The organism is Stenotrophomonas oahuensis, assembly GCF_031834595.1.
GTDB lineage: Bacteria > Pseudomonadota > Gammaproteobacteria > Xanthomonadales > Xanthomonadaceae > Stenotrophomonas > Stenotrophomonas oahuensis.
In genome coordinates this window covers 2,319,754-2,345,647 of sequence record NZ_CP115541.1, presented here as the reverse complement: position 1 = coordinate 2,345,647, position 25,894 = coordinate 2,319,754, and the positions used below count along the sequence as shown (strand labels likewise).

The following is a 25,894-nucleotide window of genomic DNA, read 5'->3' as shown; positions in this document are numbered from 1 at the left end:
CAACGTGCAAGAGTTCGCAAAATTCATCCTCGTTCGAGGCATTTGCGCGGTTTTCACTTATGGCGCATATTTGCTTGCGCTGCAGTGGTGGACTTACGAAGTTGCTTACGTGGCATCCTACGTACTGGGGATTGCCTTGGCTTACTATTCCAGCGCCACCTTCGTGTTCGGCGAGCCATTGAAGCGCCGCGCGGCGCTATTGTTTCCGCTTGTTTATGTAGTTCAGTTCGTAGCAGGATATTTTCTGATCAAAGTTGCGGTAGAAGTCATCCACGTACCGGAGTGGCTGGCTCTTGCGGTGAGCATTGCAGTAACGATTCCGCTTACATTTGTAATGACGCGATGGGTCGTACGCTCCGCGTGAGTCGGCTGCCACTTCGGAATCTACTATCCAGGAGTTCCGGCATGGCACAGATTACAAGCGGCATCCGATCCATCTTGTCTCATCCGATTGCATATGATGGCCTGCAGGGCGCGCTTGGGGTCACCAACGCCCGCCGCACCGTGTGCGAGGAGTACATCAAGGCTTCGGAGGGACAGGTTGTCGTCGATGTCGGGTGCGGTACGGCAGAGATCCTTAAGTTCCTGCCCGGATCAATCCAGTACTTCGGATTTGACCTCTCCCAGTCCTACATTGACTCAGCTCAGCGGCGTTTCGGAGATCGAGGAACCTTCCGCTGCGCTGACGTCACCGCGCTGTCTGCAAATGAAATTCCGCCGTGCCAGGTAGCGGTCTCTTTCGGCGTTCTTCATCACCTCGACGACGATGGCGCACGCCATCTCATCGAAGGTCTCTATGATCGACTCGCCCCCGGCGGACGGCTTATCACCGTGGATCCTGCATTCGTGCCTGGTCAGGCACGTATAGCACGCGAGCTCATCAAGCGGGACCGCGGCCAGAATGTCAGGAACTGCGAAGGCTATCTTGACCTGGTGTCCCCGCGATTTCAGCAGCGTGGCATCGAGCCTCGCCACGACCTGCTCCGTGTTCCTTACACCTATGCCGTGATGACCTGCGTGCGCTGACTCCTCAGCGCACGCATCTTTCCCTACTGTTTTGCGCTGGTCGCCGGCTGGCCCGGCACGGGCTCCGAAGTGGGAGCCGGAGCGGGCAAAGTCGCAGGGGATGACTGCTTACCTGCGGGCGTCAAGGAAATGAAGCGCAACACCATCGGCACCTTGCCATTGGTAAACACGCGGATCTCGACGAGCTCTTCATCCTTGGCAGCATTGAATGCAAGTGACACTTTCTTGGTCGGACCGATAATCGGCGCAGATGCGAGGATGGCGCGACCGCCCCCGGATGCCACCTCCACGTATCCCGCCTGGACAGTGTCAGGAACATCTACCAGGATTTCCAGTTCGTAGTTGCCTGCTGCCACTTCCAGATAGGGGCCGAAGTGAAGGAAGCCCGACGGACCAGCAGGCGCACGCAGTATGCCGCTACCCGACCCCGTGCCCTCGAACTCACCGACCTGGTGACGGGAAAGCACGGTCAGCGGTGCCGCCAGCGAGCCATCTCGAGTCCGCGCAACATTCCATCCGGGAAGTCGCTCGGCAATGTTCATTGGGTACACGAGCACTTCAAAATCGCGGATCGTGAACGTATCAATCGGTTCTCCAACCAGTTGCGCCAGCAGCGATCGGTCAAGTGACGCTCGCTCCTCGTTGTTCAGCATGAGGAACGTACGCCCGGACCAAGCCGACGGTCGGAACCACTCATTTGATGCCAGATGACGATGGGGCAGTGGCACACCGTTCTGCAGAAGGATCGGGCGAACCTTTACTTGGCCTTCGCTCAGCACACTGACAACATTGGCGTTCCAGAATGTCGCGTATCCATAGGACAAGCCACGTCTGGACAATTCACGCGCCTGTACTTGATGGATGGACTCCGGCTGTCCTCGATAGATCCTTGAGAATGAGTTATTGGGATGAAGGAAGCTTGCTGCGAGGACCAGCAGGACCCCCCAACCCAGCGCACCACTCAGTCTGCGCACGCCCATCTGTTCGGCATATCCAGCGACCAGGAACACGCACAAAACCAACGAAGGCACCATATAGCGGGCCGAAACAATGGGCCCATTCATGTCGGGAGTTGTGGTGGTGACCTGCAGGAAGACGAACAAAAGCATCCCCGACACTGCGACACCGGCAAACATACGAGCGGCTGGCCGTGCGCCGTTCAAGAACCTCATTGCCGCCAGGGGAATGAGGACCAGCAGAATCAGTATCGCCACCAGCCGTGTGGCTTCATACACGCCGTGCAGCGACATTACATTGGTGCCTTCGGACGGAATGGCCCCAAAGGTTCCGAGGATCCCGAGCAGGGTGAACTTGAGGTTGGCGAGGAATCCGTCGAAGGACAACCAGCGCGCAGAACCTGCGCCAGACGCGTTATTCACCTGTGAGATGGCGTAGGCATGAAGCGCAGTCCCGATCGCCGCGGCGGCAAGCATGATCGCGACTACAAGCAGGGCACGGCGAAGCTCCGCTGACATTGCCCAGCGCCTGCCTCCTGCGCGCCATTGAAGGAGATCACTACGCCCCCACGACCAGGCCGCGATGCCTGCGAGCATCGGAAGAAGATCATATGCCGCTGCGCGCTGTGGGTTGCCCCAGAACGTCAGCACGGTGATTGCTGCGAAAGCCCCGCCCCACAGCAGGAAGCGACGTCGGCCAGCGGACTCCAGAAGCCGCCAGCCGCTATACAACGTCAACGTGCAGAGGAACAGCACGTTGCCGTAGGAAACCTGACCAAACAGGTGCTCCGCCATCAGTGTGTAGATCCCACCACCGATGATGGTGACCACGAACAAGCGCATCCAACGTGAACCGATCACCATTCCTGACGTCCACCAGAGCGACAGCAGGAGAATGAAGGAAGAGATCAGCCCAGATACACCATGCAGCGCAAATCCGTTGGGGAAGAAGGGAAGGAACGGGATGATGAACGTCTGACCGAACAGAACCCAGAGATCCCCATTTACGTAGTTCCAGTCATGAGGGAAATACGTCCCCTCGCGGATCACCTCTTCAGCCAGCAGGTTCTTTACTGCAGAATCCGAGTGAAACTCGGCCACGTACCCCTTGAACAGGTAATAGATGAGGGCCGTCACACTGTAGAGCACCAGCAACGGGAGCAACGCCTTGCCCAGGCGGGTCGCCATGCCGATCAGATGGTCGACGTAGTCTCCGCTTGGAGCGGCCTGAGATGGGGTCCGGTCCAACCCAGCCGGCTCACGCTGTGCATCGTTAGTCATGCAGGTACATCCATTTAAGTGTTTCAAGCAGCCCATGATTCGGTACATCACCGACCAGCGAGCGAAGAAGCCCGGGATCACCCACAAGGGTTTTGACTTCATTGCTGCGTACAAATGCGGGATTAACCACGACTTCTGGATGGTGGCCCGAAATGTTCTGCATCATGGTCAAGACCCCCATGAGGCTGTGGGCCTGCCCGGAGCAGAGATTCACCACTTTGCCCCGCCCTACCAGACCCGCCAGACGAACGTAGCTTGCGGCCACGTCACGGACGTCATTGAAGTCCCTTGAAACATCGAGATTGCCGAGCTCAAGCCGCGCGTCGCGCCGCTTGAAGCTACAGACAATCTTCGGAATCAAGAACCTTTCGGACTGCCCCACGCCGGTGTAGTTGAAGGGACGAACGATCGTCATTGGGAGATCGCTCGCGAACTGACGCGCCATGAGCTCCATGGCGTACTTGCTCACAGCGTAATCATTCACAGGAGCAGGCGGAGATTGTTCGTCCAGACAGCCCTCGGTGTTGCCATACACGTTGGCACTACTGGCTATCAGCACATGCGACGGCCTTCGCTCCAAGCTGGCCAAGGACTCAAGCAGGTTCCTGGTGCCGACGATGTTTGTCCGATAGATCTCTTCGGCATCCCCGTGCGCCACAAAAGCAATGGCCGCCAGATGCACCACGATATCTGGCTTCGACGACGCGATGGCGCGGGCGACCGCGTGACGATCCACCAGGTCCACATTGCCGCCCGTCTCGCTCACGAACGGGATGATCTCGCACTTCTGCTCGGCGAATGCAGCGGTAACGTAGCGACCAGTGAACCCGGTCGCCCCCGTTACCAGGACCCGCTGGCCAGCAAGGTCAGAAGGAGAAGCCACGCTCGTTCCTCTTGAGGTCGGCTTCAACCATCATCTGGCACAGCTGTTCAAGGGTGGTCTGCGGCTTCCAGCCCAGAATGCGCTCGGCCTTCTCGGGGTTGCCGATCAGCAGGTCCACTTCGGCCGGACGGTGGAACTTCTGGTTGATGCGCATCACGGTCTTGCCGGTTGCCGTATCGATGGCAATCTCTTCCACATCCTTGCCCTTGAACTCGACGTCGATGCCGGCACCCTTGAACGCCATCCGGACGAAATCGCGCACGGTTTCAGTGCGGTTGGTCGCCAGTACGAAGGTGTCCGGCTCATCGGCCTGCAGCATGCGCCACATGCCTTCGACGTACTCCTTGGCGAAGCCCCAGTCGCGCTTGGCATCAAGGTTGCCGAGCTCCAGGCAGTCCAGCTGACCCAGCTTGATCTTGGCCACCGAGTCGGTGATCTTGCGGGTCACGAACTCGCGGCCACGCAACGGGCTTTCGTGGTTGAACAGGATGCCACTGGAACCGAAGATGCCGTAGCTTTCACGGTAGTTGACCGTGATCCAGTGTGCATACAGCTTGGCAACGCCGTAAGGGCTGCGCGGGTAGAACGGGGTATCTTCCACCTGCGGAACCGCCTGCACCTTGCCGAACATCTCCGAAGTCGACGCCTGGTAGAAGCGGATCTTCGGATTGACCAGGCGGATGGCCTCCAACAGGTTCAGCGCACCGACGCCAGTGATCTGCGCGGTGGTGGTGGGCTGCTCGAAGCTGACGCCCACGAAGCTCTGCGCCGCCAGATTGTAGATCTCGTCCGGCTGGATCTTCTGCACCATGGCGAGCGTGGTGCCCAGGTCGGTCAGGTCATACTCGACCAGTTCCAGGTTGGGGTGGTTGCTGACGCCCACTTCATCCAAGCGCCAGAAGTTGACCGAACTGGTACGGCGGTAGGTGCCGTACACCTTGTACCCCTTGTTCAGCAGCAACTCGGTCAGGTATGCGCCATCCTGACCCGTGATACCCGTGATGATTGCCTTCTTCATGGTGTGCGTTCTTCTTGAATGTTGGAAGCGGAATAGGAGGGCGACGCCTGCTGCAGATCCTGCAGCAGCTGGCGCGCCATGTTTTCAAGTCGCCGTGACAGCGCAGGGTAGCTGTGCTCGGCCCGCCAGCGTGCGGCACGCTGTTGGGTTTCTGCGACGAGCGGGTCATTGGCACGCACGGCCGAAACCAGTGCTGACAAGCCCGCAGCCAGGTCGGCAGGTGCCGTACCGGGCAGACGATGAACAATTTCACCCACGTCGTCAAATATCGCCAGCGGGGTGACCGCAACCGGGCGCCCGGACGCCAGGCCGTAGCGGACGGCCGCGCTGGACGATTCGCCCGTGCCTTGATAGGGGAAGACCACGACATCGGCCTTGACCAGCTCGGCCAGACTATCCTCTTCCCGCAGGAAATCGTTGACCATACGGACACGGCTGGCAAGGCCGAGCGCCTCGATCTTGCTTCGGGCCTGCGCAATCTGGTCCCTTGAGACGTCGACCGGGTACTCCGCGTTGATCATCGACAGGTGCACGTCGACACCCTGCCCGACCAACAGCGCCACGGCATCGATGAGCTCCAGCAGGCCCTTGTGCGGCAGGAAGAAGCCGTAAGACGCCACATGCACCGCCGTGCTGCGGGCAGCGGTTTCTGCACTGCGCGTTGCCATGATGCCGTGGGGGAACAGCGCCGTGTTCCCATCCACGCCCACGGCCTTCAGCCGGTTGAGGTCATGCACGGTGTGCACCAGGATGCGATCACAACGTGACAGGGCCGGCGCAAGGTGACGCAGCTTCTTGCGCGGATTCTCGGCCGCATCCACGGTTGCATGCATCATCACGATGACGACGCGACCGGCTTGCTTCTGCGCTTCCAGGAATGCCGCAAAAGCCGGGAAATCGAAGAAGGCGTACTGGAACTGGATGATCAAAACATCCAGATTCATCCGCTCGACGGCCTGGCTGAGCTCTTCCAGCATGTCACCTTCGCCCTGCTGCCAGCAGCGAAGCACCGTGTCATCGTCTTCGAACGTACGGTCCTGGGCGTGACCGGCCAGGATAATGCCGGGCTCGGCCAGACAGGCCACCAGATTCGCGGTGTAGCTGGCGACGCCGCAGCGCGTGTTCCAGGTAGTGACCCAGCCCACCTTGCCCTTTGGCAGGGCTGGTGCGCTGGCGAAATGGCGTACGTCCTGTTCCAGCTTGGCGGCCACGTCAGACCACTTGAATCGCGCCATCAGCAGATCGCGCGCGGCTTCAGTGCGCGCTTTGACCTGTGCCGGAGTGGCGTCATGCACCTCGCGCAGCGCGGTCGCCAGGGACCCCGCATCGGGCTCGGCCCACACCGAGTTGTAAAGATTGAAATGCGTGTCGGCGGCGACGTAGGTGTAGTCGACGAGCCACGCGGTCTCAGGTGTGCAGAAATCCATCTGCCCACCCCATGCGGTGGTGATCACCGGCAAGCCCATCAGCATGGCCTCCGCCATTGGCAGGCCGAAGCCTTCCGCGCGGCTGGGAGCCACCAAGGCGTGGCAGCCTGCATACAGCTGCTTCAGCTGGGCATCGCTGATGTCGCCCTCGATGATGATCACTTCGGGATACGCCGGATGATCGCGCTTGGCCTCTTCCAGCCAGCGATGCACCTCGTTATGCGGGTTGGCGAACGTCTTGATGATCAGACTGACGTCATCACGGGCGGTGAACGCCTGCCCATAGGCCTTCAGCAGGACATCGACGCCCTTGCGCGGGAAGCAGGACGAAACATGCAGGAATCGACGGCTCTTGCCAGGCACGGCGTAGTCCGAAGCGGCTTGTACCTGCTCCCAGTGATCCACGCCGTTCCAACAGACCGTCAGCGGGATGCCGGCACCGTTGTCGACCATGATCTTGCGTACATGTTCCGACACGCAGGATAGACCCTGCAGATGTGCATTGAAGTCCTCCATCCAGGGCTGCGGAAAACCGCTTTCCTCCCACGGGTAAAGGTGCAGTGCATTGACCCGCGACTGCATGTCTGCCACTCGTGGTGGGTACAGCAGGCGGCTGCTGACGTCCGCCTGCGCCGCGGGAAGCTGAGGTTCCTTCTCGTGCAGCCGGGCCACTGCCGGGTTGGCCTGCAGGAAGGCCGGTGAAGCCGCAAAATCACCCGGCCCTTCGGTGGAATGCAGAACGACCTGATGGCCACGCGCCGAGAGCGCTTCGGCCAGGCAGCGGTTCACCAGAGCCAGACTGTAAGTACTGTCGAAAGGCCCTTCGATGCGCCACTTCAGCACATCAGGCAATGTGCCGGCTCGCGCGACCTGTTCATTGGCCTGCACGCCACCGGCGATGGCAACGGCGGCATCGCGAAGATCTTCTTCGGACGGCTCTGCTGCCGCCGTCAAGCGACCCAGCGCGTTGATCAGCGCGTCGTAGCCGGTGTGAACTGCCTCGCCACTGGCGGGCCAGCTGCGCACCTGCGCGGGGCGACCGGCCACAACGGCCTCCATGGCCTTCAGCGCGGTGACTGCCGTGGCGTCCCACGAGAAGCGTGTTGCCTGCACTGCAGCATGCTCGCGCAGGGAGGCAGCGAAGTCCGCGTCCTCCAGCACTCGCCGCAGCGAGCGCGCGATGTCGTCGGTGTCGGCAGGGTCAAACAATGCATCAGCCCGCCCAATCACCTCCGGGACGCTGGTGGTGGCCGAGCCGATGGTCGGAGCACCACACGCCATGGCTTCCAATGCCGGCAGGCCGAAGCCCTCATGCAACGACGGGAAGACGTAGGCGGAGGTACCGCTGTACAGCAGGATCAGCTCCTCATCGGTGATGAAGCCGGTCAGCACGACGCGGTCGGCAATACCCAGCCGGGTCACCAGTGCATCGAAGCGCGCGCGATCGTGCGGCGCGATCTTTCCTGCGATGACCATCTGGGTCTTTGCCAGATGGGCGGGACCCAGCGAGGCGAAGGCCTCGAGCAGACGCTCGGCATTCTTGCGCGGCTCCATGGCCCCGCTGTACATGACGTAATCACCGATGATGCCGAAGCGCGACTGGAGCAACGTCCGCTCTGCCTCACCGATCGCCTTCGGAACGAAGTGCGGCGAAATCGCCGACGACATGTTGACGATGCGCGATGGCTCGAACTCCATGGCCGCGAGCGCTTCGCTGCGCGCATGTTCAGAGATCGAGAGCAGCAGCGACGCGCGCTTCAGCGATTCCACCTTGTCCATGTACCAGGAACGCACCCACTCCGACCCCAGGTAAGTGTCCGGATTCAGGAGCGGAATCAGGTCGTACAACGTGACTGCCGTCGGGATCGAAGCCGAACCCAGCTTGCCAATCGACGTGACAGCGCCGCCCTGGGATCCCTCGAACAGGCTGGATACGTGGATGATGTCCGGCTGCAAACCCTGCAGGAACGTCTCCCACATGCGTTCAGATGCTTCACGTCGCCAAGCGTCCTCGCGATGTGGCCAGCCCACTTCGCGCAACGTATGGAAGGCACGAATGCGCTCCTGGGGCACAAGCCCGTCCAGGCCGGCGCGGATTTCCTCGATTCCCTCCGGGAAGCTGGCGTTCACCGCCACCCAGATCTCGTGGTCACCGGCATTGCGTGCCATGGCCTGCGCCAATGACAGTGAATAGCGGCCGATGCCACGGAATCGACTTTCCGTCTGGCAGCCCTGCAGGTCAATCAATACTCTCATGCCACTCCCCCTTCCTTGCGGGCACGCTTGAGGTCAGCGAAAACCTCACGCGCGCGTTTGTCCATGTGCAGCGTCGTCCGGTCGTGTTCCCGGCCTTGGAGGGCGGCACGATTGCTCTGGGCCTTGTCGAACAGGGCTTCGTGCGCCGCCAGCGCGTGCAGTCGCTTGTACAGGAAAGGAACCCGTGAGATCAGCGGCTTGAGGACCCGCTTCAGCCCTGGCGTGGCCAAGACCGTGCGCAACACGCGTACCGCTAACGGGCGCAAGGCGCGTTTCGTACGCGCCAGAGCCGCGGATGGCAGGCGTCGGCGCAGTGCGCGCAACGGACGGGTGATCTGCCAGGAACGACTGCTCTGGATCTGTTGGAGGTCGCGAAGCAGCGCCTCGTGGGCAAGCCACCATCGGTGAGCCGCCTGCCGGCCTGCCTCGGCCTCTTCAGTCTTTGTGGAAAGCTCGGCGCGTAGCGAGAGTGCCTCGACAGACACGACATGCTGAAAATCGCTGATGGCTTGCCGATGGGCCTGCACCATCCCCTTGATCACACCGGCGTGCTCCGCCTCGATCCGCTTTGCTTCCTCCTCGGCCAGTTTGAACCGAGCCTCAAGCTGCTCGCGCTCGGCGTGGGCGGCCAGCACTTGTGATTCCAGCCCTTCACGGAGAATACCTTCCTGGGCTCGAACTTCCGCAACTTCGCGCTGGCCATGCTGTTCCAGCTGTTGATAGGCGACATTCACCTGCGCGCAGAACATGGAGCTGGAGCTCAGGCTGAATTCGTCGAAAACGTTGGGCGGGATCGCGAGAGCGCTCAGCAGTTCCGGATGCGCATTGCTGACGTAGAAGCGGTTGAGTCCGTCGAAGTAGGCGAACGTGTAGCCCTTTGCCAGAACAGCAGGCTCCCACTGATGGTGGGTCTGTTCGGCGGTCAAGGGCCGCGTACTTTCAATGACCAATACCCACGGCCGCGTTTCACTGTGGACCCAGCCGTCCACGACTTGCTTTTCAGCACCTTCGACATCGATCTTGAGCCAGTGAACCGGCCCGGGGCCGACCTGCTCCAATACGGTGTCGAGCGTAACCAAGGGCACGCGCAGTTCATTCACCTTGAAGCCGGAGGTGCGATGCTCCTCAGCAATGGATTCGTCGCCCGTGCTCAGCCCGGTGCCTACGATTTCGAAAAAGCGCAGGATGCCGGTGGTCTCCCCGACCGCCATCTGTAGCACCAGCTCTTCTGGCCGGCGTTGGCGAAGCAGATCGGCATACTGCGGCGTCGGTTCAACGTGCGTGCCCCGCCAGCCGTGTTCGTAGAACAGGCGGCTCACCGAATCGACGTCGGGGCTTTGCGCGCCGATGTCCAAGTAGCGCCCGCCCTCGACACGCGAAAGCGCGCGCCAGAGGATGATGTCTTCGAAATTCTGCGCGTAGGAAATCAACGTGCTCATGCTGCTGTTACTGCTCCGGTTGTACGGGGACGGTCAGCGGTGCGCCGATGTTGCGCTCCACCGAGAATTCGGCATCCAGCCAGTTCGAACCGATGAACACCGGAACGCCCGTATTGAGAACTTCGAAGACAATCAGGTTATCGACCCACTCGAAATTGTCGACAAGATGGGTTTCTGTACTGACCAGCGCCGGTGATACCGAGTAGGAACCCGGGCCCAAGCTGCAGGTGAAGTCCAGAGTGAAAACGACCTGTTCGCCTGCGGTGAGATTCTTCTGCACCTGGCCGCTGTGCCAGGTATTGCTGCCCCAGACAACGTGGCCCTGTTTGTCGCGCAGCATGAAGCCCAGCACCAGGCTGGGGATGGCCGCCAGCACATCTGCCTTGAGAATGAGGCGGAGCGGCTGGCCCACAGACGCGATGGCAACACTCGTCCCCGTGGCCTGATCCACCAGCTGCAGCTCAGCCACCTTGGCCTGCCCAGTGCCGCTGCGCGTGGTCACCCAGCCCGACTTGCTGCGCTGCTGCTGCACGGCAAGCTGTTCGTTTTCCTTCTTGGCGATGAGCGCGTTGTAGTAGTCGATGACCTCGTCGGGTGCACCGTCCTTCAGCACGCGCCCCTTGTCCAACAGGATCACGCGGTCACAGAGCGCCTTGACGTCGCCGGGGCTGTGCGACACCAGCATGATCGAGGTGCCCTCCTCGCGGAACCGGCGCATGCGATCGAAGCTTTTGTGCTGGAAGTAGCTGTCGCCCACCGAAAGCGCCTCGTCGACGATCAGCAGGTCCGGCGTAAATGCGGTGGCGACGGCGAATGCCACGCGCACCTGCATACCGCTGGAGTAGGTCCGCACGGGTTGGTCGAAGTAGTCACCCACTTCGGCAAAAGCCTCGATTTCAGGCATCGCCGACTCGATCTGCTCCTGGGTGTAGCCCATCAGACCGGCCGAGTGGAAGGCGTTCTGGCGACCGGTCAGGTCGGGGTTGAAGCCCATGCCCAGTTCCAGGATCGCGGCTACCCGGCCGGTACGCGTAACGCGCCCCTCCGTGGGCTGCGCGGTTCCGGTAATCAGCTTGAGCAGGGTGCTCTTGCCCGCACCATTCTGACCAATGACACCCACCGCTTCGCCCGGCGCAATGCTGAACGAGACGTCCCGCAGCACCCAGTGCTCCTCTTTCGGACGGGTTGGCACACCGAACCAGCTCAAGGCGCGCATCCACTCGCTACCCCAGACGCGGTAAGCCTTGCCTACCGATTCGACCCGCATTTCGCCGCTCATAGTGCGTCCACCATTTCCGGGCTGGCACGACGGAACATGACCAGCGAAGCCAACGCCAACACCACCGCCGCAACGGTCAGCCACACGAGCTCACCCCACACCGGAGGCCGGTTGTAGAGCAGCACGTTCTGGTAGCTGGTGACCAGCGGGTACAAGGGATTCAACTTGAAGATGTTCTGCACGTTCTCGGGCAGGATGCTGATGTTGTAGACAATCGGCGTCAGCCAGAACAGCGCCTGCAGCACGACCGGCACAACCTGCCCGATGTCACGCATGAAGACATTCAGCACGCCCAGCAGCAGCCCGATCGACATTGCGAAGAACAGGGTGAGCAGCATCAACACGGGAAGCCACAGCGCCTGAGCTTCGGGGTAGTGCCCCAGCACGGCGAATACAGCGAAGATCGCAACCAGCAGCAGCAGGTTGTTCACCAGCATCGTCCCCCCGGCGATCAACGGCAGGCAGATGCGGGGAAACGCCATCTTCTTCATCAGATTGCCGCTGTCCACGAACAGCGACACGCACTTGCCCACCGTCTCGGCGAACATGCTCCAGCACAGGGTACCGGCCATCAGGTACAGCGCGTAGGCGTACTTGTTGTCGATGCCCGGCAGCTTGGCCGAAAGCACCTCGGACAGGATGGTGGCGAAAATGAGCACCTGCATCAGCGGGTGGATGATCATCCACAGCGCGCCCAGCTTGCTGCGGATGAACCTCACCCTCAGCTCGTTTTTGATCGACGAGAGGATGAAGTATCGGTAGGCCCAGACGGACCGGATCATGTCATTCATTGCAAGCCTCGTACTTCAATGTCCTGCTGATGTTCTTTGACGCGCACCGGAGTGGCACGCAGTTCGTTCAGACGTTCGATGATGTGGCTTGCCGCCGCCTGGGCAGACAACACTGCCTGCACATGCTGGCGGCCTGCCTCACCCAGTGCGGCTGCGGCGGCGCGATCGTCGGCAAGGCGGCGCATCCACGCCGCAGCCTGGGCCACGTCGGCGTCGGCCCAGCGTTGCCCTTCCCCACCGGGATACTCGCCCTCGCCCACCGGCACCAGGGTGTAATCCACCAGCGCAGCGGACGCACGGTCCATGAATTCCATGTTGCCCGACCAGGCGGTGGCAATGACCGGCTTGCCTATGGCCATGCATTCGGCCAGGCCCATGCCGAAGCCCTCGGCACGGTGCAGCGAGACGTAGGCGTCGCAGCAGCGTTGCAGGGCGTTGAGGTGCGGGCGGTCGATCACGTCGTCACGGAGGATGATGCGGTCATCGCCGTGTGCCAGGTCGAAGATCTGCTTGATCCAGTGCGGGAAGCGATAGCCGTTGCTGCTCTTGACCAGCAGGCGGACGTCGCGACGCTCCGGCGGAAACGCTGCGCGGAACGCCTGGATGGCCGCTGCCGGGTTCTTTCGCTCCATGCGCGAGCTGAAATCGAAGGTGACCAGAAAGACGAACGCATCTTCCGGCAGCCCGAAGTCAGCACGCTGCAGGCCACTGTCCTCGATAGTCCCCAGCGGCATCGGTACGCGAAGCACCGGCTTGTCGGTCACCCGCATTACCGCCTGCTCGACGAAGGCCGTCGCGACCAGCACCTCGTCGACGTGTGCCAGTGCCGGCATCCATGCCGCGGGCAGCGTTTCCAGTTCCCAGAACCAGCAGGCGATCAGGTAGCGCCCCTCGAGCCGGGCGCGGCCGATGTCCTGCAGCGCGCGCTCCTGGAAGTCCGGGTTCACGAAGAGGATGCTGACCGGGTGCGGGACGGTGTTGTCGATGTAGGCATCCAGCGCATGGTCATCCCAGGCGTGCGGCAGGTCGAGGTCGATGTCGCGCAGCGCCACCGGTACGCCATGGTCGAGCAGCGCGCGCGCATAGCCGCGCGCGGCCTCAGCGAGTCCGAACTGTCCGTGGATGTAGCCCAGAATGTTGACCCCGGGCAGATTGGCATCTGCAGGCTGTGCGCGGACAACCGGCGTACGGGCACGCGGCTGCCACGCCTGCCAGGCAGCGGTGCGCGGGAAACGCGTCCGCGCCCGCAGGCGGCGGGTCAGCAGTTCCAGCGCACCTTCGCGCACTCGGCGAGGAAGCGCGCGGTATGCACTGCGCAGCCAATCCTGGCCGCGCAGCCACGCCAAAAGGCGCACCTGGGCCGAGGGCCGGGTGGAGTCAGAAGGGTTCATGGCAGCGGCCGTGGTGTTCAGCCCGCCAACGCCCGTTCCAGATCCACCTGCAGATCCCCCAGGTCCTCCACGCCCACGCTCAGACGCACCAGCGCATCGCTGATGCCCAGCTGTGCACGGCGCTCAACCGGAATGGAGGCATGGGTCATCACCGCCGGATGGTTGACCAGGCTTTCCACCCCGCCGAGCGACTCGGCCAGAGTGAACAGTTCGGTCTTCTCGCAGAACGACTTGGCCGCTTCAAAACCGCCCTTCAGCACGATCGACACAATGCCGCCGTAGCCGTTCATCTGGCGCGTGGCCAGCTCGTGCTGCGGGTGCGAGGTCAGGCCGGGGTAGATCACCTTTTCAACGGCCGGGTGCTTTTCCAGCCATTGGGCCAGGGCCAGGGCATTGGCGCAGTGCGCCTTCATGCGCAGCGGCAGGGTCTTCAGGCCGCGCAGGGCCAGGAAACTGTCGAACGGGCCCTGCACGCCACCCACCGAGTTCTGCAGGAAGGCCATCTGCTCGGCCAGCTCGGCGTTGTCGCCGACCACCACCATGCCGCCGACCATGTCCGAATGGCCGTTGAGGTACTTGGTGGCCGAATGCAGCACCAGGTCCGCGCCCAGCTCCAGCGGGCGCTGCAGCATCGGCGAGGCGAAGGTGTTGTCCACCACCACGATAAGGCCATGGCGCTTGGCGATGGCGGTGACCGCGGCAATGTCCACGATCTTCAGCATCGGGTTGGTCGGGGTTTCAATCCAGACCATCTTCGTCTGCGGCGTGATCGCCGCTTCCAGCGCCGCCAGGTCGGTGAGGTCGACGAAGCTGAACTGCAGGCCGGCGGTGCGCTTGCGAACCCGCTCGAACAGACGGAAGGTGCCGCCGTAGATGTCATCCATCGCCACCACGTGGCTGCCGGCGTCCAGCAGTTCCATCACCGTGGAGGTGGCGGCCATGCCCGAGGCAAAGGCGTAGCCGCGGCTGCCGCCTTCCAGGCTGGCCACGCAACGCTCATAGGCGAAGCGGGTCGGATTGTGGGTGCGCGAGTACTCAAAGCCCTGGTGCTCGCCCGGGCTGGACTGGGCATAGGTCGAGGTGGCGTAGATCGGCGGCATCACCGCGCCGGTGCTCGGGTCCGGCGACTGGCCGCCGTGAATGGCCAGGGTGGCCAGCGCCAGTGCGCGGTCGGAGTGCCCGGAAGAAGCGGAGTTGGACATGTGGTTTCCCAACGGTTGGGAACCTCCATACAAAGGTTCCCATAATCAAATGGAGCGAAAGTCTATCAGCGGGAGCTTAACCAGCTTTTGACGCCGATAAACACGTATTCATGGCCCAAATGTGGCCAACGTGCGCTTATTGCACGCGGCGACGCAGGTAGTTCAGCAGGTCGATCCGGGTGATCAGGCCCAGGAAGGTGCCGCCGTCCATGATGATCGCGACCTGGCCGCGGTCGAACACCGGCAGCAGGGCCTCGATCGGCGATTTCACGTCCAGCCGGTCCAGCTTGCTGACCATCGCGGTGGCAACCTTGTCGCGGAAGCGGGTCTCGTCGCCGTACACATGCAGCAGGACGTCGCTTTCGTCGACGATGCCGACCAGCTGGTCGCCGTCCATCACCGGCAGCTGCGACACGTCGTACAGCTTCATGCGCTGGTAGGCAGTGGTGAGCAGGTCGTTCGGGCCGATCACGACAGTGTCGCGCTGGCCGTACGGGCGCAGGATCAGGTCGCGCAGGTCGCCGTACTGCGGGCGCTCCAGGAAGCCGTTGTCCAGCATCCAGTAGTCGTTGTACATCTTCGACAGGTACTTGTTGCCGGTGTCGGGCACCAGCACCAGCACCTTCTTCGGGGTGGTCTGCTCGCGGCAGTACTTCAGGGCGGCGGCCAGCAGGGTGCCGGTGGACGAACCGCCCAGCACACCTTCCTTGCCCAGCAGCTCACGCGCGGTGTGGAAGCTTTCCGCGTCGGTGATCGGGTAGGCCTTGGTGACCCGGCTGAAGTCCGAGATCGACGGCAGGAAGTCCTCGCCGATGCCCTCGACCAGCCAGCTGCCCGACTTGTCGTTCAGGTTGCCGTCGTTGATGTACTCGGCCAGGATCGAACCGACCGGGTCGGCCAGCACCAGCTCGGTCTTCGGCGACAGCTTGGCGAAGGCGCGCGACAGGCCGGTCATGGTGCCGGAGCTGCCGCAACCGAACACGATGGCGTCCAGCTCACCGCCCATCTGCTCGAGGATTTCCGGGCCGGTGCCGAATTCGTGCGCGGCCGGGTTGTCCGGGTTGCCGAACTGGTTGATGAAGTAGGCCCCGGGGGTTTCTTCGGCCACGCGCTGGGCCATGTCCTGGTAGTACTCCGGGTGACCCTTGGCCACGTCCGAACGGGTCAGGCGGACTTCGGCGCCCATGGCCTTCAGGTTGAAGATTTTCTCGCGGCTCATTTTGTCCGGCACCACCAGAATGAGCTTATAGCCCTTCTGCTGGGCGACCAGTGCCAGGCCGAGTCCGGTGTTGCCGGCGGTGCCTTCGACCAGGGTCGCGCCCGGCTTGAGGTCGCCACGCTTTTCCGCCGCCTCGATCATCGACAGCCCGATGCGGTCCTTGATCGACCCCCCGGGATTGGCGCTTTCGAGCTTCAGAAACAGCTCGCACACCCCGGTATCGAGGCGCTGGGCCTTGACGATGGGGGTATTGCCAATGAGTTCGAGGACGGAGGAATGGATGGTCATCGGGTCAGATCAATTCGCGCCGCAATGCGGCCGGACCCCCGATTATCCGACATTCTGCCCCTGAAAAGACGACGCGGACGGTGCCCGTCGACGAGGTGACGGACACCGCCCGCGGCGGTAGGCGTGGACGTGGGTGTTAATGGAGCGGGGAGGCGTACATGCGTTCGAGCTTCTGCTTGGCCAGCAGTTTCTCGCGCTTCATCTGGCCCAGGGTTTGATCACCTACGGGGAGCACGCCCAGCTCGGCGTCCATGCACTGTTTGTTCAACTTCTTGTGCGTGTCGTAGAGCCTTCTGAATTCCGGGTCACGCTCGCGGCGTGCATCGATCTCGCTCTGGGGCTGACCTTCAAACATGATGAACCTCCTATCGCTTGTATCGCATAAACAAAGACGCCCCGGCCTGGCGGCACGGGGCGTGGCTTTGGGAGGAGCAGCCGGCATCAACCGAAACCGCAGGTGCACCCTGACGCAGCGCCCGGGGGATCCGGACTTCGAACTGCCGTGGTGCGTGCGCCTGGTACATCGGCCCGGCCCTCCAGTTGCCCGGGAAGCAGAATCGCTGCCCGGACAACCGACCCTACGCCTGCTGTCGGGCAGGTTCAAGGGTTTCATCTGAAATGGGCCGAACGCGCCAGACGAGGTTCAGCCTGAACGCGCAGTTGAACGAAAAGGTAACAAAAACAAATGTTTAAGGGTAGGTCATGACCGTTGGTCATGACCCGGGATCCATCACGGGGCGACGATCACCTCGGCCGAGCGGGCCTTGGTGGCGGCGGCCTTCTTGCCGCTGACCTGGAACCGGCTGGCGCTGACGCCTGCCGCGACCAGGGCATCGCGGAGCGCCTCGGCACGCTTCTGGCCGACGCCGGCGGCGGCGTCATAGGCCTCGATCCGCACCCGGCCCTTCTTGCCGATGTTCAGGTACTCGGCCAGGGCCTTGGTCTGGCTCTTGGCCCCGCCCGACAACCCGGCCTGGCCGGTGGCAAAGGCGTCACCGGCGAAGGTGAACACCTCGCCGCGGCTATCGAACTTCGACCCCGGCAGCTTGGCCCCGGAGACCAGCTCGGCTTCCTCACGGGCCAGCTTGGCGGCATTGGCCTGGGCGGCGTTCAACCGCGCGCTCTGCTTGCCGGCCACGCTGGTCAGCGCGGTTTCGGCGTCCTGGCGGGCCAGGGTCTCGCTTTCCGCGGCCAGGCGCAGGCGCTCGGCTTCCTCGGCCTGGATCTGGGCCTGCACGCGCAGGCGCTCGTTCTCCTGGCGGATGCGCTGCGATTCGCGGCGGGTGGCCTCGATCAGCAGGTCGCTGCGGGTGCGTTCGAGCTCACGGGACTGGCGCTGGGCCAGGGCGGTGCGCACGCTGGTTTCGGCGATTTCGACCCGGCGCTCGGCCAGATAGCGGGCCTGGTCGACGTCGCGGCGCTTGGCCTTGGCCAGATCGGCCACGGCCTGCTGGGCCTGCAGGCGCTCATACGGAGCCAGTTCGGCGGTGTTGGCATTGGCCTGGATGGCCAGCAGGCGCTGGTTGAGCTGGGCCACGGCCGGGTCTTCGGCGGCGGTGGCCAGCAGCGGCAGGGCCAGGCCGGCGGCCAGCAACAGGGCGGCGGGGGTGCGCAGGGCGGTCTTCATCAACGGCCCTCCGGGGTGGCCAGCTGGCGTTCCAGCTGGGTCACTTCATTGCGGTGCAGTTGCAGCTGGGCCATGGCAGTGGCCTCCTCGCTGCGGGCGCGGGCCAGGTCGGCATCGACGGTCGCGCGGGCGGCAAGCACGGGCACGTTCTTGCGCTCGCGGCGGTCGCCGGCGGCGGCCTGGGCCTGCTCCAGGCCTTGCCGCGCAACGGCAATCAGGTCCGGGGCGTACTGGTCGGCGTCGGCCTGGGTGGCCTTGTCCACCGCCTGGCGGGCCTGGGCCAGCTCCAGCGCGCCGTCCTGGGCCAGGACCGGTCCGGACAGCGCGAATGCGCACGCCATCACGCATCCAGAGATGAAAACTGCCGGGGTACGTCGTATTTGTGCGAAGCTACGATTCATTGGGGGGGCCGTTGCCAGGTTGTCTGTGCACGGCCATTGTCGGAAGCCTGCGCCGTGCTTGCAATGGCACGAAGCCGTTTGTTGGGGAAAGATTTCGCATGGATATCGGCTATTTCCTGAAGCTGATGACCGAAAAGAACGCCTCGGACATGTTCTTGACCACCGGAGCCCCGGTGTACATCAAGATCGAGGGCAAGCTCTACCCGCTCGGCAACACCGGGTTGCCGCCGGGCATGGTCAAGAAAATCGCTTATTCGTTGATGGACGAGGGCCAGGTGCCGCAATTCGAGCGCGACCTGGAGCTCAACATGGCCATCGCCCTGCCCGACGCCGGGCGCTTCCGCGTCAACGTGTTCAAGCAGCGCGGCGAAGTGGGCATGGTCATCCGCGCCATCCGCAGCAAGATTCCCAGCATTGAAGAGCTGAATCTGCCGCAGGTGCTGAAGGACGTCATCATGACCCCGCGCGGGCTGGTGCTGGTGGTGGGCTCGACCGGTTCGGGCAAGTCCACGTCGCTGGCGTCGATGATCGACCACCGCAACAGCACCACCACCGGTCACATCCTCACCATCGAGGACCCGATCGAGTACCTGCACAAGCACAAGATGTCGATCGTGAACCAGCGCGAGGTCGGCCTGGACACCCATGCCTTCCACAACGCGCTGAAGAACGCGATGCGTGAGGCACCGGACGTGATCCTGATCGGCGAAATCCTGGACGCGGAAACCATGGAGGCGGCCATTGCGTTCGCCGAAACCGGTCACCTGTGCCTGGCCACGCTGCACTCGAACAATGCCGACCAGACCATCGAGCGCATCCTGAACTTCTTCCCGGAAAGCGCGCACCGCAACGTGCTGATGAACCTCTCGCTGAACCTGCGCGCGGTCATCTCGCAGCGTCTGGTGAAGGGTCAGGACGGCCGCCGCCTGCCGGCGACCGAAGTGCTGATCAACACCCCGATGATCCGCGACCTGCTGCGCCGCGGCCAGGTGCACGAGATCAAGGCGGCGATGGAAAGCTCGCTGGAAGAAGGCATGGAAAGCTTCGACCAGTGCCTGTTCCGCATGGCCAAGAGCGGCATCATCGAGCAGGAAGAGGCGCTGCGCGCGGCCGATTCGCGCGATGGTCTGGCGTTGAAGTTCCGCCTGTCCGAAGGTGGCAGCGGCGAGCATGATCCGTATGCGGATTATTCGGCGGCTACCCCGGCGAGCATCACGCACGGGTTCTGATTTACGGGGGTATCGACCAACGGTCGATACCTACCGGACGGTCCAGGACGTTCGACAAATGGTAGGTATCGACCGTTGGTCGATACCCTCACACCGCGTCGGGCTGGTTTTCCGGCTTTGCAGCTTCAAACGCCGGTAACGCCATACAGGCCGCTTCAATCCGCACCAGGGTCGGATACGGCCCCAGGTCCACATTGAAGCGTCGCGCGTTGTACAGCTGCGGCACCAGGCAGCAGTCGGCCAGCGTGGGCGTGTCACCGTGGCAGAAACGCCCGGTCTCCACCGATTCCACCAGCATCCGCTCCATCGCCTCGAAGCCGAGCTGGATCCAGTGCCGGGTCCAGTCTTCGCGCTCGACCTGCGGCACATTCCAGGTATCACTGAAGAACTGCATCACCCGCAGGTTGTTCAGCGGATGGATGTCGCACGCCACGAGCTGGGCCAGCGCACGCACCCGCGCCCGCCCGGCCGCGTCGTCCGGCAGCAGCGAGGGGCCGCCGAACACTTCGTCCAGATACTCCAGGATCGCCATCGACTGGTGCAGCACCTGCTCGCCATGGCGCAGGGTGGGCACCAGTTCCTGGGGGTTCAGCGCCGCGTATCCCTCACTGTGCTGCTGGCCACCATCGCGAACCAGGTGCACCGGAGTGATGTCGTACGGCAGGTCCTTCAGGTTCAGGCCGATACGTACGCGGTAGGCCGCGCTGGAACGCCAGTAACTGAACAGCTCGAGTGATTCAGCGCTCATGCTCAGGGCCGGGCCGCCTGCTCGATGCGCTGCTCGATCGCCCCGAAGATGCTGTCGCCGGCGGCGTCGAACATTTCAATGCGGACCACGTCGCCGAACGACATGAACGGCGTGCTCGGCTTGCCGTCGCGCAGGGTTTCCACCGTGCGCTGCTCGGCAAAGCAGGAAGCACCTTTGCTGGTGTCCTCGTTGGCGATGGTGCCGGAACCGACGATGGTGGCCGCACCCAGCGGGCGGGTCTTGGCGGCGTGGGCGACCAGCTGGGCGAAGTTGAACTGCATGTCCACGCCCGCTTCCGGCGCGCCGAACCATTCGCCATTGATATGGGTGACCAGCGGCAGGTGCACCTTGCTGTCCTGCCAGGCCTCGCCCAGCTCGTCCGGGGTGACGAACACCGGCGACAGCGCCGAGCGCGGCTTGGACTGCAGGAAGCCGAAGCCCTTGGCCAGTTCACCCGGAATCAGGTTGCGCAGCGACACGTCGTTGACCAGGCCGACCAGCTGGATATGGCCGGCGGCCTGATCCGGGGTGACCGCCATCGGCACGTCGTCAGTGATGACCACCAGCTCGGCTTCCAGGTCGATGCCGTATTCCTCGCTGACCACCTTGACTGCGTCGCGCGGGCCGTAGAAGCCGGCGCTGGTGGCCTGGTACATCAGCGGGTCGGTGTAGAAGCTCTCCGGCACCTCCGCCCCACGGGCGCGGCGCACGCGCTCCACGTGCGGCAGGTAGGCGCTGCCGTCGACGAATTCATAGGCACGCGGCAACGGCGCTGCCAGCGCCTGCAGGTCGATGTCGAACACGCCGTCGGCGCTGCCGTCATTGAGCGACTCGTACAGGGCGTTCAGGCGCGGGGCCAGGTGGGTCCAGTCTTCCAGCGCGGCCTGCAGGGTGGCCGCGATGCCGGTGGCGCGCACGCCCTGGCGCAGGTCGCGTGAGACCACGATCAGAGTGCCGTCGCGACCGCCTTCCTTCAAAGAACCAAGCTTCATGGGTGGATATCCGTCGAACGCAGAAAAATAGGTTTCGAGTGTAACCAAATGCGCACAGGAGCCAAGGCGCAATGCGTCATAAGGACCATAAACGATCCCGGGCGGTGAACCTGAATGGGAAAATTGATGTGCTGCACAATTTGTCCTATCATCCGCCGGTCTGCAGCGGCCGTCCGTTTCCCTTCGGGATCGCCGGCGAACCGGGTTTCGACCCCTCGCCCGCCCCCACTCCGACGCCATTCGTCTTGCAGTCCAGCCTGCGCACCGCGTTGGCTGCACCCTACTCCTCGCAGCGCGGTTCACGGGAACGCTCCGAGTCAGCCGATCACACGATCTGCCGCGCGTCTGGCCAACCGGCCCGGCGTTACTTTGCTTTTGGAGCTTTCCACCGATGTCTTTCGAAGACCTGGGCCTTGCCCCGTTCCTGCTGCGCGCGTTGTCCGAGCAGGGCTATGAAAACCCGACCCCGATCCAGGAACAGGCCATTCCGCTGGCCCTGGCCGGGCGCGACCTGCTGGCCGGTGCACAGACCGGTACCGGCAAGACCGCTGCTTTTGGTTTACCGCTGCTGCAGCACCTGGGCACCAACCCGCAGGCCGTGGACGGCCCGCGCAAGCCGCGTGCGCTGGTGCTGGCCCCGACCCGCGAACTGGCCACCCAGGTGCATGACAGCCTGCGCGGATACAGCAAGTACCTGCGCATTCCCAGCGCCTGCATCTACGGCGGCGTGGGCATGGGCAACCAGTTCGACGTGCTGCGCCGTGGCGTGGACCTGCTGGTGGCCTGCCCGGGCCGCCTGATCGACCACCTGGAGCGTCGCAGCGTCGACCTGTCCGGCATTGAAGTGCTGGTGCTGGACGAAGCCGACCGCATGCTGGACATGGGCTTCCTGCCGTCGATCAAGCGCATCCTGGCCAAGCTGCCGCGCCAGAACCGCCAGACCCTGCTGTTCTCTGCGACGTTTGAAGACAACATCCGCCAGCTGGCGCTGGAGTTCATGCGCAACCCGGAGCAGATCCAGGTGACGCCGAAGAACACCGTGGCCGAAACCATCACCCACAAGGTGCATCCGGTAGACGGCGCCCGCAAGCGCGATCTGCTGCTGCACCTGCTGGCGCAGGACAGCCGCGAGCAGACCCTGGTGTTTGCCCGCACCAAGCACGGCAGTGACAAGCTGGCCACGTTCCTGGAAAAGTCGGGCATCAAGACCGCAGCGATCCACGGCAACAAGAGCCAGGGCCAGCGTCTGCGTGCACTGGGCGACTTCAAGGCCGGCCGGGTGACCGTGCTGGTGGCGACCGATATCGCGGCGCGCGGCATCGACATCAACGAACTGCCGAAGGTCATCAACTATGACCTGCCGATGGTGGCCGAAGACTACGTGCACCGTATCGGCCGTACCGGCCGTAACGGTTCGACCGGCCAGGCGATTTCGCTGGTGGCGCAGGACGAAGCCAAGCTGCTGCGCCAGATCGTGCGCCTGCTGAACCGCGACATGGACATCCGCGACGTGCCGGGCTTCGAGCCGCAGACGCCGATCCGCTGGGGCAACAGCGCGCCGGGCAAGGCGGAGATTCCGGGTGGCGAGCGCGCACCGCGCAAGAACCACGCCCGCCGTCCGCACAGCGAGGCTCCGCGCCACGCGCATGCGGGCCCGAAGAAGAGCAGCGGCGGCCAGCGTGACGGTGCCGGTCGTGGTGCCCCGCGCGGCGGCCAGCCGCAGGGCCAGCGCCGTGGCGGTGCCGGCGGCGGCGGTGGTCGCGGCCAGGGCGGCCGCGGTCAGGGCGGTGGTGGTCACCGCGCGGGTTGATCCGAGCGGAATGAATGAAAAGGGCGACGCATTGCGTCGCCCTTTTTGTTTGGTCATCGAGCAATTACAGGAAGTCGTAGCTCACCGTAAAGCGCACATTACGCCCCGGCTGCGACCAGCGGCCGATGCCTTCCGGACTGGTCGCCCCCTGGAACACGGCGGTGCCTGCACCGGCAGTACGCACGCGGTTCCACAGGTAGTATTCCTTGTCGAACACGTTGTACACACCGGCGGTCAGCTGCAGCCGCGACGTGATCGCGTAGCTGCCGAACACGTCCAGCAGGGTGTATTCGCGCGCCTTGTAGGCATACACCGGCACCACTTCCTCGCCGTAGCTGCCATTGGTCACGCTGCGGCCGTAGTCGGAGGGATCCTTGCGCTGCTGATGGGTGACGTTGGCGGTGACACTCCACTTCCGCGACGGTGCGTTGTAGGTCAGGCCACCGACGGCCTTGGCCGGGATGATGCTGGCCAGCGGCTCATCGTCGTTGTCGGTGCCCTCGTTATAGGAATACGCCAGGCGCGCCAGCCAGTCATCGGCCAGCAGCCATATGCCTTCGGCCTCCACGCCCTTTACTTCCACTTCGCCGCGGTTGATCGGCATGGTGTAGACGTAGCCGTTGGTGACGGTGGTAACGCCACGGACGGTGGTGCTGTACTGGGTATTCGGGTCACCGACGAACTGCGCGGTGTCAATGAAGTTGCTGTACTTGTCGCGGAACACCGAGAGTCCCGCGCGCAGGCGGTCACCCTGGAAGCGCCAGCCCAGTTCCAGGTTGAGGCTGCGTTCGGCCTCCAGGTTCGGGTTGCTTCGGCCATCGGGCACGGTCACGGTGGCACCGTCGGAGACGCGGGTCACCTCGGTGGTGGACGAGGTGCCGTACATGTCGTTCACGCCGGGGGCACGGAAACCACGACCGCCCTGCACCCACAGCGACTGGGTGTCGGTGAACTTGAACTCGGCACCGAGGTTCCAGGTGGGCGAAGAGAACTTCGACACACCGACGCTGTCGCCGCCGTCTTCATAACCGGACTGGCCGTTGCCGCCAACCGAGGTTTCCGGCGTGTACTTGTAGCGGTCATAGCGCAGGCCGCCGGTGAGGCTGAGGCGATCGTCCAGCAGGCGGACGCGGTCACGCACGTAGGCGGTCAGGTTGGTTTCGCGGGTGTCCGGCCACAGCGACGGATCAGTGTCGCGGGTGAACAGGCTGCCATCATTGCCCCAGCGCGAATCCACGGAGTTCCAGTGAATCTTCGCCTGCTGCCAGGCTGCACCGTAGACGATGTCGTGGCGGACGCTGCCGGTTTCGACGCTCTTGTCGAAATCCAGGGCGACGCGCTGGCGCTTCTGGGTATCCCAGCGGTCTTCCTGCCGCGAGCACGGCGCATTGACCGAGCAGCGGGTGCCATAGGTCGCGGCGGTGCCGTTGGCCACCTGCACGTTGGTCTGGCCCTGGATGTAGTTCTTCTGGTAATCGGCGGTGGCGTCCAGGCTGTCGAACAGCACGTTGCCGGCACGCAGGGTGTATTTCAGGCCGTAGCGGTCGCGGTCGCTGCGGTCTTCGGCGCTGCGGAAGTAGTACGAACCCACGCCGTCGCTGCGGGTCCAGTTGTCGACGTCATTGGTGGCGCGGGCGCGTTCGTAGATCACGCCCAGGGTCTGGTTGCCGGTGGCCAGGAAGTTGAGCTTGAGCAGCACGTTGTCGCTGTCGCGATCAACCGGATCCGGCGTGCGGCGGCCCGGGCCGAGCAGGACGTCGGTGCTGTCGTACCAGGACTCGGTCTCGTGGCCCTTGCGCTTGGTGTAGACCAGCAGCGATTCGAAGCGGCCGGCCCGGTTGGCCAGGGTGAGCGAGCCCATGTTCTCGTCGCTGGAGCCGGTGTAGCCGTACTTCACCGAGCCGAAGCTGTCATTGCCGCTCGCCTTCAGGAAGTCCGCCGGGTCCTTGGTGGTGAACATCACCGCGCCGCTGAGTGCGCCGCTGCCGGCGGTGATCGCATCGGCCCCCTTGATGATCTCCACGGTCTTCACCGCTTCCAGATCGACGCTGCCGCGACCGGAGCGGAAGAACTCGTACGGCTGGTAGGTGCCCGGATCCATGCTCTGCGGGAAGCTCAGGCCATCCAGGGTGATGGAGACGCGGTCGCCTTCCAGGCCACGGATGTTGAAGCCGTTGAAGCCGGCGCGGCCCAGATCCACCATCTCCACGCCGGGCACGTAGCGGATGGCGTCTTCCATGCTCTGCGCGCCCTGCTGACGCAGGTCGCTGGCCGAGAGCGTGGTGACATTCTGGTTGTTGGATTGCTTGCGCGTCTCGGTCACCTGGATGGTGTCCAGGGTGCTGTCGACGGCCGCAGCATCAGCGTAGGCGGGTGAGGCCAGGCTGGCGGCGATCGCCAGCGTGAGCAGGGTAAGGGGGGATTTCATCGGGAAACTCCGCAGGGAAAAGTGGAAGGCAGTGGAGGCCGTTCCTGGCTGCGGCGATCGAGTTGATCGAGCGGGGCTGGGGGGCGTGCGTGTTCGGGTATGCGGGCGTCACGACCAACGGTCGTGACCTACCGGGGGTCCGAACCACGGTGGGTGGGTCCGGCGGGCGGAACCATGATGGGTAGGTCACGACCGTTGGTCGT

The 25,894-nt window shown here is 63.5% G+C and carries 20 protein-coding genes; 4 read left to right on the top strand and 16 right to left on the bottom strand.

The features are described 5' to 3' along the window. Positions 1–4: 4 nt before the first annotated feature. On the top strand, positions 5–364 hold the full coding sequence (locus tag PDM29_RS10285) for a GtrA family protein (RefSeq protein WP_311190088.1): 360 nt from the start codon (positions 5–7) through the stop codon (positions 362–364). A 41-nt stretch (positions 365–405) separates the two neighbouring features. Then, a complete protein-coding gene (locus PDM29_RS10280; RefSeq protein ID WP_311190087.1) occupies positions 406–1,026 on the top strand; it encodes a class I SAM-dependent methyltransferase in 621 nt (206 codons plus the stop codon). Positions 1,027–1,049: 23 nt separating this feature from the next. Here the strand turns inward: PDM29_RS10280 and PDM29_RS10275 are convergent, their stop codons facing one another. The 13 genes from PDM29_RS10275 to PDM29_RS10215 form a co-directional block, all read right to left on the bottom strand. Next, a complete protein-coding gene (locus tag PDM29_RS10275) occupies positions 1,050–3,263 on the bottom strand; it encodes a hypothetical protein (protein ID WP_311190086.1) in 2,214 nt (737 codons plus the stop codon). Further along, positions 3,256–4,146, bottom strand: a complete 891-nt coding sequence (locus PDM29_RS10270) for an NAD-dependent epimerase/dehydratase family protein (protein WP_311190085.1) — start codon at positions 4,144–4,146, stop codon at positions 3,256–3,258. Before PDM29_RS10270 ends, PDM29_RS10275 begins: the two co-directional genes overlap by 8 nt. Then, positions 4,130–5,164 carry a GDP-mannose 4,6-dehydratase gene (gene gmd / locus PDM29_RS10265; protein ID WP_311190084.1) on the bottom strand — a complete coding sequence of 345 codons (1,035 nt, stop codon included), beginning with the start codon at positions 5,162–5,164 and terminating at the stop codon, positions 4,130–4,132. The genes PDM29_RS10270 and gmd overlap by 17 nt, the downstream gene beginning before the upstream one ends. Continuing rightward, positions 5,161–8,847, bottom strand: coding sequence for a glycosyltransferase (locus tag PDM29_RS10260; protein WP_311190083.1), 3,687 nt, complete (start codon positions 8,845–8,847; stop codon positions 5,161–5,163). The genes gmd and PDM29_RS10260 overlap by 4 nt, the downstream gene beginning before the upstream one ends. Continuing rightward, the gene (locus PDM29_RS10255; protein ID WP_311190082.1) at positions 8,844–10,286 is read right to left on the bottom strand and encodes an FkbM family methyltransferase; all 1,443 of its coding nucleotides are present in this window, start codon (positions 10,284–10,286) and stop codon (positions 8,844–8,846) included. The genes PDM29_RS10260 and PDM29_RS10255 overlap by 4 nt, the downstream gene beginning before the upstream one ends. Before the next feature lie 7 nt (positions 10,287–10,293). Further along, positions 10,294–11,565, bottom strand: a complete 1,272-nt coding sequence (locus tag PDM29_RS10250; RefSeq protein WP_311190081.1) for an ABC transporter ATP-binding protein — start codon at positions 11,563–11,565, stop codon at positions 10,294–10,296. Next, a complete protein-coding gene (locus PDM29_RS10245) occupies positions 11,562–12,347 on the bottom strand; it encodes an ABC transporter permease (protein WP_425508667.1) in 786 nt (261 codons plus the stop codon). Before PDM29_RS10245 ends, PDM29_RS10250 begins: the two co-directional genes overlap by 4 nt. A 5-nt stretch (positions 12,348–12,352) precedes the next feature. Then, positions 12,353–13,747, bottom strand: coding sequence for a glycosyltransferase (locus PDM29_RS10240; protein ID WP_311190079.1), 1,395 nt, complete (start codon positions 13,745–13,747; stop codon positions 12,353–12,355). A gap of 17 nt (positions 13,748–13,764) precedes the next feature. After that, the gene (locus PDM29_RS10235; RefSeq protein WP_311190078.1) at positions 13,765–14,949 is read right to left on the bottom strand and encodes a cystathionine gamma-synthase; all 1,185 of its coding nucleotides are present in this window, start codon (positions 14,947–14,949) and stop codon (positions 13,765–13,767) included. A 136-nt stretch (positions 14,950–15,085) separates the two neighbouring features. Beyond that, complete coding sequence (locus PDM29_RS10230) at positions 15,086–16,456, bottom strand: pyridoxal-phosphate dependent enzyme (protein ID WP_311190077.1); 1,371 nt, start codon at positions 16,454–16,456, stop codon at positions 15,086–15,088. A 136-nt stretch (positions 16,457–16,592) separates the two neighbouring features. Further along, positions 16,593–16,811 carry an HP1242/YdcH family protein gene (locus PDM29_RS10225; RefSeq protein WP_311190076.1) on the bottom strand — a complete coding sequence of 73 codons (219 nt, stop codon included), beginning with the start codon at positions 16,809–16,811 and terminating at the stop codon, positions 16,593–16,595. A gap of 375 nt (positions 16,812–17,186) precedes the next feature. Next, positions 17,187–18,083 (bottom strand): hypothetical protein, encoded by an 897-nt coding sequence (locus tag PDM29_RS10220; RefSeq protein ID WP_311190075.1) that lies wholly within the window; start codon positions 18,081–18,083, stop codon positions 17,187–17,189. Next, positions 18,083–18,484, bottom strand: coding sequence for a DUF4398 domain-containing protein (locus PDM29_RS10215; RefSeq protein ID WP_311190074.1), 402 nt, complete (start codon positions 18,482–18,484; stop codon positions 18,083–18,085). Before PDM29_RS10215 ends, PDM29_RS10220 begins: the two co-directional genes overlap by 1 nt. A gap of 98 nt (positions 18,485–18,582) precedes the next feature. Here PDM29_RS10215 and PDM29_RS10210 point away from each other — a divergent pair, with 98 nt between their 5' ends. Continuing rightward, positions 18,583–19,713, top strand: a complete 1,131-nt coding sequence (locus PDM29_RS10210) for a PilT/PilU family type 4a pilus ATPase (RefSeq protein WP_311190073.1) — start codon at positions 18,583–18,585, stop codon at positions 19,711–19,713. Between the two features lie 88 nt (positions 19,714–19,801). Here the strand turns inward: PDM29_RS10210 and maiA are convergent, their stop codons facing one another. After that, entirely contained in the window at positions 19,802–20,461 is a 660-nt protein-coding gene (gene maiA, locus PDM29_RS10205; RefSeq protein WP_311190072.1) for a maleylacetoacetate isomerase, read from the bottom strand. Positions 20,462–20,463: 2 nt separating this feature from the next. Next, entirely contained in the window at positions 20,464–21,453 is a 990-nt protein-coding gene (locus PDM29_RS10200; protein WP_311190071.1) for a fumarylacetoacetate hydrolase family protein, read from the bottom strand. 391 nt (positions 21,454–21,844) lie between these two features. Here PDM29_RS10200 and PDM29_RS10195 point away from each other — a divergent pair, with 391 nt between their 5' ends. Next, positions 21,845–23,263, top strand: coding sequence for a DEAD/DEAH box helicase (locus PDM29_RS10195; RefSeq protein ID WP_311190070.1), 1,419 nt, complete (start codon positions 21,845–21,847; stop codon positions 23,261–23,263). A gap of 64 nt (positions 23,264–23,327) precedes the next feature. Here the strand turns inward: PDM29_RS10195 and PDM29_RS10190 are convergent, their stop codons facing one another. Further along, positions 23,328–25,691, bottom strand: coding sequence for a TonB-dependent hemoglobin/transferrin/lactoferrin family receptor (locus PDM29_RS10190; RefSeq protein ID WP_311190069.1), 2,364 nt, complete (start codon positions 25,689–25,691; stop codon positions 23,328–23,330). Positions 25,692–25,894 lie beyond the last annotated feature (203 nt).

Coding starts and splice junctions, on each gene's coding strand:
- PDM29_RS10280 (WP_311190087.1), top strand. CDS start 406: ATGGCACAGATTACAAGCGGCATCCGATCCATCTTGTCTCATCCGATT.
- PDM29_RS10275 (WP_311190086.1), bottom strand. CDS start 3,263: ATGACTAACGATGCACAGCGTGAGCCGGCTGGGTTGGACCGGACCCCA.
- gmd (WP_311190084.1), bottom strand. CDS start 5,164: ATGAAGAAGGCAATCATCACGGGTATCACGGGTCAGGATGGCGCATAC.
- PDM29_RS10260 (WP_311190083.1), bottom strand. CDS start 8,847: ATGAGAGTATTGATTGACCTGCAGGGCTGCCAGACGGAAAGTCGATTC.
- PDM29_RS10255 (WP_311190082.1), bottom strand. CDS start 10,286: ATGAGCACGTTGATTTCCTACGCGCAGAATTTCGAAGACATCATCCTC.
- PDM29_RS10250 (WP_311190081.1), bottom strand. CDS start 11,565: ATGAGCGGCGAAATGCGGGTCGAATCGGTAGGCAAGGCTTACCGCGTC.
- PDM29_RS10245 (WP_425508667.1), bottom strand. CDS start 12,347: ATGATCCGGTCCGTCTGGGCCTACCGATACTTCATCCTCTCGTCGATC.
- PDM29_RS10240 (WP_311190079.1), bottom strand. CDS start 13,747: ATGAACCCTTCTGACTCCACCCGGCCCTCGGCCCAGGTGCGCCTTTTG.
- PDM29_RS10235 (WP_311190078.1), bottom strand. CDS start 14,949: ATGTCCAACTCCGCTTCTTCCGGGCACTCCGACCGCGCACTGGCGCTG.
- PDM29_RS10230 (WP_311190077.1), bottom strand. CDS start 16,456: ATGACCATCCATTCCTCCGTCCTCGAACTCATTGGCAATACCCCCATC.
- PDM29_RS10225 (WP_311190076.1), bottom strand. CDS start 16,811: ATGTTTGAAGGTCAGCCCCAGAGCGAGATCGATGCACGCCGCGAGCGT.
- PDM29_RS10220 (WP_311190075.1), bottom strand. CDS start 18,083: ATGAAGACCGCCCTGCGCACCCCCGCCGCCCTGTTGCTGGCCGCCGGC.
- PDM29_RS10215 (WP_311190074.1), bottom strand. CDS start 18,484: ATGAATCGTAGCTTCGCACAAATACGACGTACCCCGGCAGTTTTCATC.
- PDM29_RS10210 (WP_311190073.1), top strand. CDS start 18,583: ATGGATATCGGCTATTTCCTGAAGCTGATGACCGAAAAGAACGCCTCG.
- maiA (WP_311190072.1), bottom strand. CDS start 20,461: ATGAGCGCTGAATCACTCGAGCTGTTCAGTTACTGGCGTTCCAGCGCG.
- PDM29_RS10200 (WP_311190071.1), bottom strand. CDS start 21,453: ATGAAGCTTGGTTCTTTGAAGGAAGGCGGTCGCGACGGCACTCTGATC.
- PDM29_RS10195 (WP_311190070.1), top strand. CDS start 21,845: ATGTCTTTCGAAGACCTGGGCCTTGCCCCGTTCCTGCTGCGCGCGTTG.
- PDM29_RS10190 (WP_311190069.1), bottom strand. CDS start 25,691: ATGAAATCCCCCCTTACCCTGCTCACGCTGGCGATCGCCGCCAGCCTG.